Raw genomic sequence first — 13,907 nt, forward strand, 5'->3', positions numbered from 1 at the left:
TGCCAAGGGGACGCCTGGCAGCAAGCTGCGATCGCAGTCTTCGTTCAATTCTATCCGGTAGTACCGTGCGGACGCACCAGATTGTCCGCCCAGTCTTCGGCAATGTGGGGCAGCGAGAGGTCTGGCTTCTGGTCGAGGAGCAGTTCGAGCACGCGCGGAGGCGTGAGCGGCAGCTCCTGGACGCGTTTGCCCGTTGCGTTAGCGACCGCGCATGCGATGGCCGCGCCGACATTGAGGATGGGCACTTCGCCGGCACCCTTGGTGCCGAGCGGTCCGATTGACGGCGCACCTTCGTAGAGGCTGATTTCGACCGGCACGACATCGAGCGCCAGCGGCACGCGATAGGTTTCGAAACCGCTCTGGTTGACGCGGCCGTTGGTGCCGATCGTCACCTCTTCGTGCAAGGCATAGCCCAGTCCCTGCACGACGCCGCCCTGGATCTGGCCCTGGATCGCCCGCGGGTTCAGCGCGCGGCCGACATCCTGGACAACGCGATAGTTGAGCACTTCGACATGTCCGGTCTCGCCGTCGACGGCGACCTCGCAATCATGGACAGCGAAGACGGGGATGTCGATCGCGTCGATGAAGTGGCCGGCGACGCATCCCGGCATCGCCGGCACGCCGGCTCCCGTGAAGGCGCCGGTGCCGGAGACCGGTCCGATCTGGGCCTGGGCGCGGGTCGCGACCTCGGCGACCGTGCGGCCCGAGCCGGGCGCGCCCGCGATCTCGATACGTCCCTGGCGCATCGCGAGGTCTTCCGGTGCTGCCTCGATCATGTCGGAGGCGACCTTGAGCAGCTTTGTGCGTACCTCCTGCGCGGCCGATAGACTGGCTGCGCCGAGCGAGACCGTGGTGCGGCCGCCGCCGACGCCGACATCGTAGCCGGCCGCATCGGTGTCGGCGGCGCGCACGATCACTTTCTCGGGGTCGATGCCGAGCGTGCTGGCGACGATCTGGGGAAGGCTCTGCATCATCGAGCCGGAGCCGATCTCGACGCCTGACGTCACGAGCGTGGCCGTGCCATCGGCATTCATGTTCACGGTTGCCGCCGAAGGACCGACAAAGACGAACCAGGTTCCGACCGTGGTGGCGCGGCCAAACAGCCGACCGTCCGCAAGCTTGCGGGGCGGGGTGGCCGCGTCTCGCAGCGTGTCCATCCGCGCGAGCATCGGGCCGAGCACGTCGCCCTCGAACACCTGGCCGGTGGCGCCGAGATCGCCATCGCCAAGCACGTTGCGGCGGCGGAAGGCGAGGGGATCCATGCCGATCCGGGCGGCGATCTCGTCGGTGTGCCGCTCCAGCGCGAAGGTGTTGTAGACGCCGTTGCAGCAGCGGAACGCTCCGTTCGGAGCGGTGTTGGTGTAGACCGCACGCGAGACCATCCTCACCGCGCCGAGCCGGTAGTTGCCGCCGAGCGTGTGCGCGGTCATGGTGGTCAGGAAGATCTGCTCTCCGCCATACGCCCCGCAGTCCATCAGGACGACGGCTTCGCGCCCGACGATCTCGCCTTCGCGTGTAACCGCCGAGCGAATGCGGATCTCGGCATTCTCGCGGAACAGGCAGGTCAGCATCTCCTCCTCCCGCGAGTTGACCAGCCGGACCGGCCGGCCGCTGGCGCGGGCAAGCAGGGCGGCGAAGGGTTCGACCGCAAGATCGAATTTGAGGCCGAAGCCGCCGCCGACCGGTGGCACCGTGACGCGCACCTGCGATGCGGCGACACCCAGCAGCCGTGCGGTTGCGTTGCGGATGCCCCAGGGTACCTGGGTCGAGGTCTCGATGTGGAAACGGCCGTCTTCGTAGCTTGCGACCACCGCGCGCGGCTCGAAGGCGACATGGTTTTGGCGGCCGACGCGGAAGGCGCTCTCGATGATCTCGACGTCTGGTCTTGCGAAGGCACCATCAACATCGCCGCGGACCACTGTCGCTTCCCAGGCGACGTTACCTTCGCGTGCCCCGCCCTCAAGCAGGATCTCATGATCGCGCCAGCCGGGATGAACGAGCGTCGCGTCAGGCGCAAGCGCCTCTGCCATGGTGAGCACGGCCGTCACGGGCGCGATCTCAACCTCGATCGCCGCGAGGGCCGCCTGGGCCTGGGCAAACGTGTCGGCGGCGATGGCGGCCAGCGGTTCGCCGTCGTAGCGGATCACGTCGCGAGCAAACAGCGGATGATCGGCGATGCCGATTCCGATCTTGCCGGGCGCGTCGGCGGCTGTCACCACCGCGCGCACGCCGGGCATGCGCGCGGCTTTGGCGGTGTCGAGGCAGACGATGCGTCCCGAGGGGACGGTGGCGCGTAGCACCGCGGCGTGCAACATGCCCGGTAGATAGCGATCGACGGTGTAGCGCGTGTGGCCGCGCAGCTTGTCACCGGCATCGCAGCGTCGGAAATCCATTGTTGCGGAAACGTCGGCCATCGCTGGGCCTCCCATCATGTCGCGGCGAGCGCCCGCACGGCCGCTTCGACGATGCTCTCATATCCGGTGCACCGGCAGATGTTGCCGGTCAGCGCGGAGCGGACGTCGTCGCGCGTTGCGCCGGGCGTTGCCTTCATCAGATGCGTCAAAGTCACCACCATGCCGGGAAAACACATGCCGCATTGCACGGCATCGCAGGCTTCGAGCGCCTGCTGGATCGGATTCAATGTGCCGTTTGCTGCGAGGCCCTCGACGGTGCGGACCTCGCAATCCTGCGCGAGCGCCGCGGGCATCAGACAAGACAAAGTGGGCCTGTCGTCGACCAGCACCATGCAGGCGCCGCAAAAGCCCTCGCGGCAGACCGGCTTGACGCCGGTCAGGTGAAACTGCTCGCGCAGCACGTCGACCAGCGGCGTGACGGGATCGGCGGTGAAGCCGCGACGATCGCCGTTGACGTTCAGGGTCAGGGCCATGTTCACCTCCATCATCATCGGCGCTCAACTGCCAAGCGCGGCGATGGCCGCGCGACGCACAAGGCTTGGCAACACGCTTACGCGGTACCAGGCCGGCACCTCGACGCTGTCGCGGCCGGTGAATTCATCGACCAGTTCGGCTGCGACCTCGGTAGCCTGTGCCGGATCCAGCACGTGGCCGAGTAACGCCGCTTCGAGCCGGACCCAGCGGCGCGCGACCGGTTCGATCGAACCGACGGCGATCCGAACGGCCTGCACACGGTTTGCCGGATCGACATCCACCGCGAGGCTGACGATGGCGACCGGGTAGTCGCCCGATTGGCGCAGCGGCAGGCGTGCATGCGCGGTCCTGCGCGCGCTCCGCGGTACGACGATCCGCGTGAGCAGCCGGCCGGGTGCGAGGCTCGATCGCATCTTGAGGAACTGTTCCAGACTGATCCGCTCGCGGTCGCTTCGGCTGGCAATTTCGACCTCGGCGTCGAGGCAGAGCAGCGCCGGCACACAATCCGCCGCGGCGAACGCCGACGCCGAGAGGTTGCCCCCGATCGTCGCCATCGCGCGGATCGCCGGATTGGCGGCGCGGCCGGCCGCCGCTGTGAGCACGCCGAACTCGGGGAGACCGGCCAAAGCCGCCGCCAACGCCGCGTGTGTGACCGCGGCGCCAATCTCGATCGCCTCAGTGCCGATCCGGATCGCGCTCAGTTCGGGGATTTTCCCGATCGCGACATAGTGCGGCTTGAGCTGCTCGTGCCGGATCGGAGACCGCATGATCCAGGTGCCGCCGGCAAAGGTAGCGCCGGCGGCGCCGTAGTCGCTCAGCGCATCGAGTGCTGCCGGCAGCGAGGGCGCGATGTAGAACGATCCCGGCGGACCGCTTTGCAGGAGGGGATTAGTCGTCATTGGCGCCGCTCCAGTCGCAGACGATCGAGCAGCACGCCGATGATGACGATCGCGCCCAGCACGACCATCTGGACGTAGCCGTCGATGCGGGTGAGATTCATGCCGTTGGAGAGGATGGTGACGAACAGGGCGCCGAGCACGGCGGTGCCGACCCCGCCGCGTCCGCCGGCGAGACTCGTTCCGCCGACCACGGCGCCCGCGATCGCCTGCAGCGACAGCGAGCCGCCGAGATTAGGTTCGCCCGAGCCGGTGCGCGCCGTCATCATGATGGCGCCGAGGGCGGCGAGGGCCGAGCACAGCACATAGGTGAGAACCAGGATGCGCTTCACCGGCAAGCCCGCCACCGCTGCGGCGCGCGGGTTGGTGCCGATGATGTAGAGCGAGCGGCCGAACACGGTACGCGCCAGCATCAGTTGCAGCACGACACCGATCGCGACGGTGATCGCGATGGCGGCAGGGACACCGAATATGTTGCCGCCGTAGAAGATCTGCGAGAACGTGCCAGGTACGCCCTGCACGGGCCGTCCGGCCGACAGCGTCGTCGCGACGCCGATCGCGATATTGTAGCTGCCGAGGGTTGCGACAAAGGGGTTCACGCCGAGCAGCGCGATCACCACACCGTTGAACAGGCCGCACGCGATGCCGAGGCCGAATCCGGCGCCAAGTCCGGCGAGCAGGACGGTGGTCGTGTCGTGGCCCGATGCGGTGGCGCCGGCCATCGCCAGCGCGGTGCCGACGCTGACCATCGATACTGTCGGACCAAGGGCAAGATCGAAGCCGCGTGTCAGGATGACCACAGTCTGCGCCATGGCGAAGAGTGCGAGATAGCTGGTTTGCTGGGCGATGTTGAGCAGGTTGGCCGGAGAGAGCACGCGGCCGTCGACGGCGGCAAAGCCGAGCAGCAGCACGACCAGTGCGATCGGCAGCATCGCGCGCCAGAGCCATTCGGCCGGAAGCCATCTCGTGTGACCGGTGTCCTTGGCGGCGACCGACAATTCAAGGTCAGACACGGGACTTCCTCCGTCGGCTGAGTTCGTCCAGCGCCACCGCCGCTACCATGATGACGCCAAGGAAAACCGGCTGCAGGCGGGAGTCGATGTGCAGGAGGTTGAGCGCGTTGCCGAGGATGGTCAGAAACAGCGCGCTGATGGCGACGATCTCGACCCGCCCGACGCCGCCGCGCAGGCTGACGCCGCCGATCACGGCGGCGGCGATCGACTGCAGCATCATGCGGTCGCCGCCAAAGCTGGCCTGGCCGGAGCCGACCTGCGCGGTAAGTAATATGCCGGCGAGGGCGGCGAGCACGCTGGAGAGGACGTAGGTGCCGACGATGTGGCGCTGGATTGATACACCGGACACCACGGCCGCATCGACGTTGCCGCCGATCGCATAGACGTAGCGGCCGAACAAGGTTCGCCGCTGCGCGAACATCGTCACGAGGATGACGGCGAGTGCGAGGTAGACAGCGGTCGGCAGGCCGAACACCTGGGCACGCCCAAAACCTTTTACGAAAGCCTCGGGCATGCCGTAGACCGGGATGCCGCTCGTGATCATGAGGCCGACGCCGGCAGTCGCCGACATCGTACCGAGCGTCACCACGAAGCCCGAGACCTTGAGCTTCGCCACGCAGAAGCCATTGACGAGCCCGACCAGCAGTCCGCAGCCGAGCCCCGCCGCGACGCCGCTTGCGATGATGAGGGCGTTGTTGCCGGGAAACGCCGCTGCCGCGGCCGCCATGGTCTTTGCGGTCACCACACTGGCGAGCGCGACGACGGCGCCGACCGAGAGGTCAAAACCGCCCGCGATGATCACCAGCGCCTGGCCGCAGGCGACGATCGCGAGAAACGACGCGTTGCGCAGGATATTGAGGATGTTGAGGATGCCGTAGAACTGGGGATCGATCGCCGACATGCCGGCGACGAGCGCGACCAGCAGCGCCGGCAGCAATCCAATCCGTCCGACGATCGACCGGCCGGAGCCGATCGTCGTCCGAGGTGGGGTGGCGGTGAGGATCGTGCTCATGCCACCTCCGCCGCAAGGTGATCCCGGAAGAAGCTCGCAAGCACGTTCTGCTCGGTCTTCTCGGCGCCCTTCAGCTCGGCGGCGACCCGGCCATGGTGCATGACGTAGAGCCGGTTCGAGAGCGCCAGCACTTCCGGCAATTCGGAAGACACCACGATGACCGCAGCGCCGGCCTCGACGAGACGCTTCATGAATTCGTAGACTTCGAGCTTGGCGCCGACGTCGATGCCGACGCTCGGCTCGTCGAACAGGAAGACGGTCAGCTCGCGCGTCAGCGCGCGCCCGAGCATGACCTTCTGGCGGTTGCCCCCGGACAGCGCGCCTGCGGTCCGCTCGATGTTGGGCGGCCTGAGCTGCAACTGCTCCATGATGCCGGCGATCGTGATGCGCTCGGCAGCCTGTCGCAGCACGCCGAAGCGGGCGAAGGCAGGTAGGTCGAGCCCGGTCATCGAGGCGTTCTCGCGGATCGGACGCGACAGCGCGAGCCCTTCGGCGATCCGGTTGGCGGGGAAATAGGCGATGCCGTGCTTCAGGCTGCGCCGCGGTGTGGGGAATTCGTAACGCAAGCCATCGATCCGGACCACGCCCGAAGCCATCGGTTCAAGCCCGTAGATGGCGCGGATCAGCTCCGATTTGCCGCAGCCGACGAGGCCTGCAATGCCGGTGATCTCGCCCGCCTGGGCGTAGAAGTTCACGTCGCGAACGCTGCCGTCGGTCAAGGTGAGGTTTTCGACGTCGACCATGACCTTGTCCGGCTTGTGCGCGATCGTCGGAAACAGCAGGTCGATCTTGCGGCCGGTCATCAGTTCGACCAGTTCGCCGTCGGTCGACGTGGCGGCATCGAGGGTGCGGATATGGCGGCCGTCGCGCAACACGGTCACGCGGTCGGCAAGCGCGCGGATCTCGCGCATGCGGTGCGAGACATAGATCAGTCCGACATTCTGGCTCTTCAGCCGCGCAATCAACTCGAACAGCCGTCCGGTCTCGCGCTCCGTCAGCGAGGCGGTCGGCTCGTCGAGGATGAGCAGGCGCACCCGGCCGAGCAGCGCCTTGGCGATCTCCGTCATCTGCTGGTGCGCGCGGGAGAGATCGTCAACCCGCTGCGATGGATCAAGGTCGAAGCCGAGTTCGTCGATCAGCGCCCGGGCCCGCTTGCGCATCTCGCGCGTCCGCAGCACGCCGCGGCTCGACACTTCGCGGCCGAGGAACAGGTTCTCCTCCACGGTGAGGCTTGGAACCAGCGAGAACTCCTGGAACACCGGGCTGATGCCGATCGCGCGCGCCCGCTGCGGCGTGAGGTGGCGGATTTCCTCGCCGCCGAAATGGAATGTGCCTTCGTCGGGCGGAAACGTCCCCGACACCACGTTGATCAGGGTCGATTTGCCGGCGCCATTCTCGCCGAACAACACATGCAGCTCGCCGGCACGGACATCGAGATCGACCCGGTCGAGCGCACGGACGCCGGAGAATCGTTTTGAGATCCCCCGCAATGCGAGCAGGGGCCCAGTCTGCTTCAAGTCGATGTCGACATCCATCCCCGTCTCCGCAGGCGGCCGGTAAGCGGGCGGGAGCGCTTGTCTCCCGCCGGTGTGTTGCCGGGGCTTACTTAGGTCTTACTTGAGGTTTTACTTGGCCTTGACGGAGTAGACCGGCTTCCAGCTTCCGGGCGCCAGCACGAGGCCCATCTGCAGCTTCGGCACGGTGGTCTTGTCGACCGCCGAGGCCAGTGGCTGGGCGAGGCTCATCACGGGCTTCTTCTCGATCAGGCGCACCGCCTGATCGACCGAGACGGCGCCTTCGCCGACCGGGTACTGGGTCGCAAAGGCGAGCACGTCGCCGCGGTTCAGTGCATCGAGCATGGCCTGGTTCTCGTAGGAGGACATGATCTTCATGTCGCTGCGGCTGGCTTCCGCGACCGCGCCGATCGCCGCTTCGGCGGTGGGTGCGGTGCCCCAGATCACGTTCATGCCCGGATAGGCCTGCAGCGCGTCCTGAATCAACTGGAGTTGGACCGCAACGCCGGAGTCGCCGAACTTCTCGGCAAGGACCTTGGCGTTCGGATTCTTCGCCACCGCTTTCTTGAAACCTTCATTGAAGGATTCCGCCCAGCCCGAGCCGGCCGGACCCGGGAATGTCACGATGTTGAGTTTGGCGTCGGGCTTGGCCTGCGCCAGCAGGCCTTCGCCGGTCACCCCGCCCATGGCGACGAAGTCGACATAGATCGCGGCGGGCAGGGCGTTGGGCGGAAGCGGATTGGCGACACCGACGACCGGCACTCCCTTGGCCTTGGCTTCCTCGAACTTCTTGCTGAGACCCGCACCGGATATCGCACCGACAATGATCGCGTCAGCGCCGCTCGCCATGCAATCGTCGAATTGCGAGAGCTGCTTCGGCAGGTTCTCATAGCCACCGGCCTCGTAGAGGGTCATGTTGACGTTCATCGTTTCGGCCTGCTTGACGATGCCGTAGGCGACCGCCACCCAAAAACTGTCCTTCATATGCGGGAACAGCACGCAGAGCTTGTAGGGCTTTTCGGCCTTCGGCAGCGGTGTGTACTCCGCCGGCTTCGGTGTGCCGGACGAGGCGTCGTAGACCTTCATTGGAAACCAGGGCGTCTCGGCCGCGGCGGGCGAGATCGCCGCAAGTGCGAGGCCCGCGGCGATGCAGAGCGTGGAGCGGATCGGCCGAAGCCGGTTGACGGGAAGGCGCGTCGTACTGGTCATAGCTCTATCCTCATGGTTCGAATGAAAGGGCGAGGGCCGACGAGTTCGGCTCCCCATTTGCATGCGCGCGCCGCGCCGCCCGTGGGCGACGCGGTTGCCGGCGGGGATTAGTCCGCGGCCCAATTGGCGACCGAGCGTCGCTCGAATACCTCGCGAAACTGACGCGTGGATTCAGGAAGGAGAGCGCCGGTGCCCCAGTCGAGGATCACGGCGTGCTGGCGGATCACGTCGAGCGTATCGATCGCGCCGCTGCGAAAACGTTGCGCCACCACTTCCGGGTCGAGCCGCGCCTTGGCGACGCGCTCGGCCCTGATCTTGGCGCGGAGTGCATCGGTGGCGGCCCTGTCGATCTCATATTCGCACAGCTCGGCGTCGATGGTTTGCACAACCACGCCGTAGTCCTTGGCGGCACGCTCGACCGAGACGTAGTCGTCCTTGATGTCCTCGATCACGAGACGCGGATCGCGCAGAAGCGGATCGCCGAACCCGCCGCCACCGGCGGTGGGGCGCGAGAATACGTCGCCTTCGCCGATCGGCACGTCGGAGAAGATCGAACCCAGCCGTTCTTCGGCGGCGGCGCCGGCGCGATGCAGGGTCAGGCCATGCGGCATCGAAGGCAGGCCGCCTTCAATGCCCCAGACCACGGCGCGCTCGCGGTCGCAGATATAGGAGATCACCGTCTTCTCCGCCTGCAGCATCCGTGAGGTTTTCACCACCCCTGCGCCGCCGCGCCATTTGCCGGGGCCGGGTGAGTCCGTGAGGATTTCGCACTTGGTGGTCAGGATCGGATTGGCGCGCTCCTGGCCCTCGACAGGCTGCGACATCAGGCCGGTGCCGAAGCAGGCGGTCGTGACGTTGCTGCCGTCCTTGCCGTTGCGTCCACCCCAGCCGCCCGGCAGCCAGTCGTAGAACATGAAGATCGGCTTGTCGGAGCTGCGGGCGTCGAGACCGCCGGTGAGCAGATACTCGAGATTGAAGGCGCAGGCGAGCGCGCGCTCCGGCATCAGCTTCGACCACATCTCGTAGATCGAGTTCATGATCTTCTCGAACGGCATCAGGAAGCCGGTGACTGCAATCGGCCATTTGGCATCGACGATCGAGCCCTCGGGCGCGATGATGTCGAAGCAACGGTAGAAGCCGGAGTTGAGCGGCAGGTCGGGAAAGAAGGTCTTCATGCCCGCCGCAACGGCCGAGAAGGTGGCGCCGAAGGCCGAATTGTAGATTGAACCAATGGTCGGATGGCTGCCGGTGAAATCATAGATCGCACGGTCGCCCTTGATCGTCATCTTGATCCGGATCGGGATCATCCCTTCGCCGCCGGCGGGGTCGCGATCGATGAAGTCGACGGTCTCCCATTCACCGTCCGGGAGCGCGGCGATGCGCTGGCGCGCCGAGCGCTCGACATAGTCCTGCACCGCGGCAAGTCCCGTCTCGACGGTGTCGCGGCCGTATTTGTTGACGAGGCGAAGGATTTCGCGCTCGCAGACCTGCGTTGCCTGGGCCTGCGCCTGGATGTCGCCAATGATCGAAGCCGGGTCGCGCGTGTTCGAGGCGATCAGGTGCGCGACGTCCCTGCGCAGGCCGGCCTTGTCAAACAGGCGCACCGGGGTGATGCGCAGCCCCTCGCGGAACATCTCGCGGGCGGCGACGTCGAACGACCCGGGCACGCTGCCGCCGACGTCGGACCAGTGTCCGTTCGACTGGCTGAAGGCGATGATCTTGCCGTCGGCAAAGATCGGCCGGATTAGCCGCACGTCGGAAAAATGCGTGCCGCCGGCATAGGGGTCATTGATCGCATAGACGTCGCCTTCATGCATATCGCCCTCGAAATGGCGCATGACGTCCTGGCAGGTGAAGTGCAGGGTTCCGACGTGGACGGCGATGTCCTGATTGCCCTGGGCGGCACATTCGCCCCTGGCATCGTGCAGGGCACTCGAGAAATCGCGGTTGTAGATCACGAAGGAATAGCAGGTCCGAAGCACCTGCTCGCCCATCTGGTCGACGCTGGTGATGAAGGAGTTCTTCAGGACTTCGAAGGTTACGGGGTCGAGCGCAAGATTGCCGGCCATCGGCTCACTCCTTCACGCGGATGATGATGTTGAGGTATTTGTCGACTTCCGCGCTGGCGCCGGGCGGCACCACGGTGGTCGCGTCGACTTGTTCGATGATCGCGGGGCCCTGGAAGCTGAAGCCGCAGGGCAGGTCGTCGCGCTGGAACACCGGCGTGTCGAGCCCGTTGCCGTCGAACCACACCCGGCGCCGGTCGACCGGCTCCGGGATCGCTCCGGTGGGTTTGTGCACGGCGAACTCGGCCTTGGGCACGATGCCGACAGCCTTCAGATTGAGACGGAAGAAGCTGACGGGAGAATCGTCGCGGCGGAAATTGTATTCGCGCTGGTGCTCGGCGTGGAAGCTCTTGACGAGGTCGGCTATCGCACCGATCGGACGCGGCGCGCTGACGGCGAGCGACCGCCACTGGCCGCGATACATCATATCGATCGACCTCTGCAGCACGATGTCCTGCTGGGCGACGCCTTCGTGGGTCAGCCGCGCCAGCGCTTCCTTCTCCAGTGCGGCGAACTGCGCCTCGATGTCGGCGGAATCGGCCTCGTCGGCGCCGACCATGCAGCTTTGCGAGAAGTCGTGCTGCATGTCGACCAGGAGGCATCCGAGCGCCGAGGTCACGCCGGGATTGGGCGGCACGATCACGACGGGGATCGCGAGTTCGCGGGCGACATCGACGCCGTGCAGAGCGCCGGCGCCCCCAAAGGCGACGAGCGCGAAGTCGCGCGGATCGTAGCCGCGGCTGATCGAGATCAGCCTTACCGCATCCGACATGTTGGCGTTGGCAACTTTGAGGATCGCATCCGCAGCCTCGTGCAAGCCGAAACCGAACGGCTTTGCGACGCCATCCTCGACGGCCTTGCGCGCAAGCTCGGGATCGAGCATCACCTTGCCGCCGGCCAGGCTGGTGCCGAGCCGACCCATCGTGACATTGGCGTCGGTATTGGTCGGCTGCGCATTGCCATTGCCGTAACAGGCCGGGCCTGGATAGGCGCCGGCCGATTGCGGTCCGTTGCGCAAGGAGCCGGCCGGATCGGTCCAGGCGAGCGATCCTCCGCCCGCGCCGATGGTGAGCACCTCGATGGACGCAAAGCGGATCGGGTAGCCGTATTCGATGTACCAGTCCTTGGTGATGCGTGACTGCCCCCCATAGGCAAGCGAAACGTCGGTCGAGGTACCGCCCATGTCGAGGCCGATCGAATTGGGAAAGCCGCAGAGGCCCGCGATGTAGCGGCTGGCAATGGCGCCGGCGGCAATGCCGGAACCTGCGAGGCGCGCGGCGAAATCCTTGACGCTCGCCGGCGTCATGACGCCGCCGCCGGTGTGCAGCAGCAGAAGATCGCGGGTGTAGCCTTCGTCGGCAAGGCGATCGCCGAGGCGGCTCGTGTAGCTGACGACGACCGGGCTGACGACGGCGTTGACGACCGTCGTCGAGAATCGCTCGTGCTCGAAGATTTCGGGAAGCACCTGCGAGGAGATTGACACCGGAATGTCCGGCATCTCCGCCAGCAGGATGTCACGCATCGCGCGCTCATTCTCGCCGTTGAGATAGGCGTTCATGAAACAGACCGCGATCGCGGCGACGCCCCGGCGCTTCAGAATGCGCGCGACCTTACGCGCGGCGTCAGTGTCGAGCGGCTGGATCACCTTGCCGGCCGCATCGACGCGTTCGGGTACGGTCAGCCGGTCGCGTCGCGGCACGTAGGGTTTGACGACGTCCTTGTAAGTGTCCCAAAGGTCTTCCTTGTTGGCGCGCCGGATTTCGATGACGTCGCGGAAGCCTTCGGTCGACACCACGGCGGTGCGCGGAAGGCGGCGCGTGATCAGTGCGTTGGTCGCAACCGTGGTGCCGTGCGAGAACAGCGCCACCTTCGACAGATCGATGCCGGCCTTGGAGACGCCGCCCATGATCCCCTCGATGGGATCCCGGGTCGTGGATGTTTTCTCGATGCGGATGAGGCCGGTGGCCTCGTCCATGATGCAGATGTCGGTAAAGGTGCCGCCGACGTCGACGGCCACGCGAAGATTTTGCACGATACGGCTTCCTTTCCAACGCGTGCCGGGCGAGGTCGGGACGACGGTTCAGGCAGCCGGATCGATGATCCGGCTGCCGCAGACGGCCCGTTCGACCGGCGGATTTCGAAGATGTCGCGAGGATTATAGGCAGGCAGTCGGCGAGCTCTTGACGCTGAGCGCAGGAAGATTTGTGCCAGAGAGCACGAACGGCTCAACCGTCGCGCCGACTCCAGTCTGCCAAGGAAGCAACCAGGGGGCGGATCGGGAGGCGGACAGGCACTTCATTGTTTCATGAATTGGCTGCGCGCGACGCCGCCCGCGCCTCGCTCGGCGTGCAGCCGAACCGGCCGCGGTAGTTGCGGCTGAACTGCGCCTGGTCGCCGAATCCCCAATGATAGGCAATTTCGGAGATGCTCTTGCGGCAGTGCGGATCGCGCAGCATGGCATCGCACATCAGCAGGCGCTGGGCGCGGATATAGGTGCTCACGGTGACGCCTTCGCCTTCGAATATCTGGTGCAGATATCTGAGAGAAATACCGCAACCGTCCGCCACCGTCTGCGGTGTCAGCCGCATGTCGTCGAGGCGTGTACGGATAAAGTGCTCGCAGCGATGCAGATGCCCATTGCGGATCGTGGACGAGTGACCCGCCAGCACGCGCTCGTCGGACTCGACCGCCATCGCCAGCAAATCGATGAGATGCTTGCCCATCATGGTTCGGGCAGTCTCGTCCATTTCCCCGATGCGCTCGCCGGAGAGACGCAGCGTATCGACGAAGAGTGCGCCGACGCTGCGGCTGGCGTCGAACTGCAGGGTCGCGAGGCGTTCGGGGCGGGAGATCCGCCCGCGCAGCACGGCGCTTGGGATTTTCAGCACCCAGAGCGCGGCGGGATCGTGGTGGCTGAACTCATAGGGCAAATGGCTGCGCTCGATCAGGAAGGCGCCTGGTCGGCAGCGGATGTCCTTGCCGTCCTGCTCGAAGCGGATCTCGGCGAGCTCGGGCACGGTGATCAGGAAGCATTCCTCGCGTTCATTGACGAGGTGGCGCTCGTGCCGCTTGTAGAGCAGGCCGTCGCAGACGTTGCGGGAGATCGAAACCGGCCCGAGCGACCAGGCACCCAATTTGCCGTGGAAGTCATGGCCTCCGAGAAAACGAAGGTCCAGCGAGTAGTAGATGTCGGAGACGGCCTTCTCCCAGAACTGGCGGCGGTGCTGGGCAGGAATGTCGTTGGTCGCGAAAGTGGTCTGCATCTTGCGCTCCGTCACTGCCGTCGACTACGGGGTCTTAGGTTCTCTC

Annotated in this window: 10 protein-coding genes; all 10 read right to left on the reverse strand. The window is 66.0% G+C overall.

Features of this window, described 5'->3' with window-relative positions:
* Window positions 1-50: 50 nt before the first annotated feature.
* Complete coding sequence (locus JQ575_RS06785; protein WP_212032460.1) at window positions 51-2,414, reverse strand: xanthine dehydrogenase family protein molybdopterin-binding subunit; 2,364 nt, start codon at window positions 2,412-2,414, stop codon at window positions 51-53.
* Between the two features lie 14 nt (window positions 2,415-2,428).
* Window positions 2,429-2,887, reverse strand: coding sequence for a (2Fe-2S)-binding protein (locus JQ575_RS06790; protein WP_212032461.1), 459 nt, complete (start codon window positions 2,885-2,887; stop codon window positions 2,429-2,431).
* 24 nt (window positions 2,888-2,911) lie between these two features.
* Window positions 2,912-3,787: a xanthine dehydrogenase family protein subunit M gene (locus JQ575_RS06795; protein ID WP_212032462.1), complete on the reverse strand. Its 876-nt coding sequence runs from the start codon at window positions 3,785-3,787 to the stop codon at window positions 2,912-2,914.
* A complete protein-coding gene (locus JQ575_RS06800; RefSeq protein WP_212032463.1) occupies window positions 3,784-4,797 on the reverse strand; it encodes an ABC transporter permease in 1,014 nt (337 codons plus the stop codon). Before JQ575_RS06800 ends, JQ575_RS06795 begins: the two co-directional genes overlap by 4 nt.
* Window positions 4,790-5,809 carry an ABC transporter permease gene (locus JQ575_RS06805; RefSeq protein ID WP_212032464.1) on the reverse strand — a complete coding sequence of 340 codons (1,020 nt, stop codon included), beginning with the start codon at window positions 5,807-5,809 and terminating at the stop codon, window positions 4,790-4,792. Before JQ575_RS06805 ends, JQ575_RS06800 begins: the two co-directional genes overlap by 8 nt.
* Complete coding sequence (locus tag JQ575_RS06810) at window positions 5,806-7,344, reverse strand: sugar ABC transporter ATP-binding protein (protein ID WP_212032465.1); 1,539 nt, start codon at window positions 7,342-7,344, stop codon at window positions 5,806-5,808. The genes JQ575_RS06805 and JQ575_RS06810 overlap by 4 nt, the downstream gene beginning before the upstream one ends.
* Before the next feature lie 90 nt (window positions 7,345-7,434).
* Complete coding sequence (gene torT / locus JQ575_RS06815; RefSeq protein ID WP_212032466.1) at window positions 7,435-8,532, reverse strand: TMAO reductase system periplasmic protein TorT; 1,098 nt, start codon at window positions 8,530-8,532, stop codon at window positions 7,435-7,437.
* Between the two features lie 107 nt (window positions 8,533-8,639).
* Entirely contained in the window at window positions 8,640-10,601 is a 1,962-nt protein-coding gene (locus tag JQ575_RS06820) for a hydantoinase B/oxoprolinase family protein (protein ID WP_212032467.1), read from the reverse strand.
* A gap of 4 nt (window positions 10,602-10,605) precedes the next feature.
* A complete protein-coding gene (locus JQ575_RS06825; protein ID WP_212032468.1) occupies window positions 10,606-12,630 on the reverse strand; it encodes a hydantoinase/oxoprolinase family protein in 2,025 nt (674 codons plus the stop codon).
* 271 nt (window positions 12,631-12,901) lie between these two features.
* Complete coding sequence (locus tag JQ575_RS06830; protein ID WP_212032469.1) at window positions 12,902-13,861, reverse strand: helix-turn-helix domain-containing protein; 960 nt, start codon at window positions 13,859-13,861, stop codon at window positions 12,902-12,904.
* Between the last annotated feature and the right edge of the window lie 46 nt (window positions 13,862-13,907).

Origin of the sequence: Bradyrhizobium sp. JYMT SZCCT0428 (genome assembly GCF_018131075.1) — a bacterium.
In the GTDB taxonomy this organism is placed as follows: domain Bacteria; phylum Pseudomonadota; class Alphaproteobacteria; order Rhizobiales; family Xanthobacteraceae; genus Bradyrhizobium.

Bases quoted from the DNA above. Each gene is read 5' to 3' on its own strand.
- JQ575_RS06805 (WP_212032464.1), bottom strand. From the start codon at position 5,809: ATGAGCACGATCCTCACCGCCACCCCACCTCGGACGACGATCGGCTCC.
- JQ575_RS06810 (WP_212032465.1), bottom strand. From the start codon at position 7,344: ATGGATGTCGACATCGACTTGAAGCAGACTGGGCCCCTGCTCGCATTG.
- torT (WP_212032466.1), bottom strand. From the start codon at position 8,532: ATGACCAGTACGACGCGCCTTCCCGTCAACCGGCTTCGGCCGATCCGC.
- JQ575_RS06795 (WP_212032462.1), bottom strand. From the start codon at position 3,787: ATGACGACTAATCCCCTCCTGCAAAGCGGTCCGCCGGGATCGTTCTAC.
- JQ575_RS06790 (WP_212032461.1), bottom strand. From the start codon at position 2,887: ATGGCCCTGACCCTGAACGTCAACGGCGATCGTCGCGGCTTCACCGCC.
- JQ575_RS06785 (WP_212032460.1), bottom strand. From the start codon at position 2,414: ATGGCCGACGTTTCCGCAACAATGGATTTCCGACGCTGCGATGCCGGT.
- JQ575_RS06820 (WP_212032467.1), bottom strand. From the start codon at position 10,601: ATGGCCGGCAATCTTGCGCTCGACCCCGTAACCTTCGAAGTCCTGAAG.
- JQ575_RS06830 (WP_212032469.1), bottom strand. From the start codon at position 13,861: ATGCAGACCACTTTCGCGACCAACGACATTCCTGCCCAGCACCGCCGC.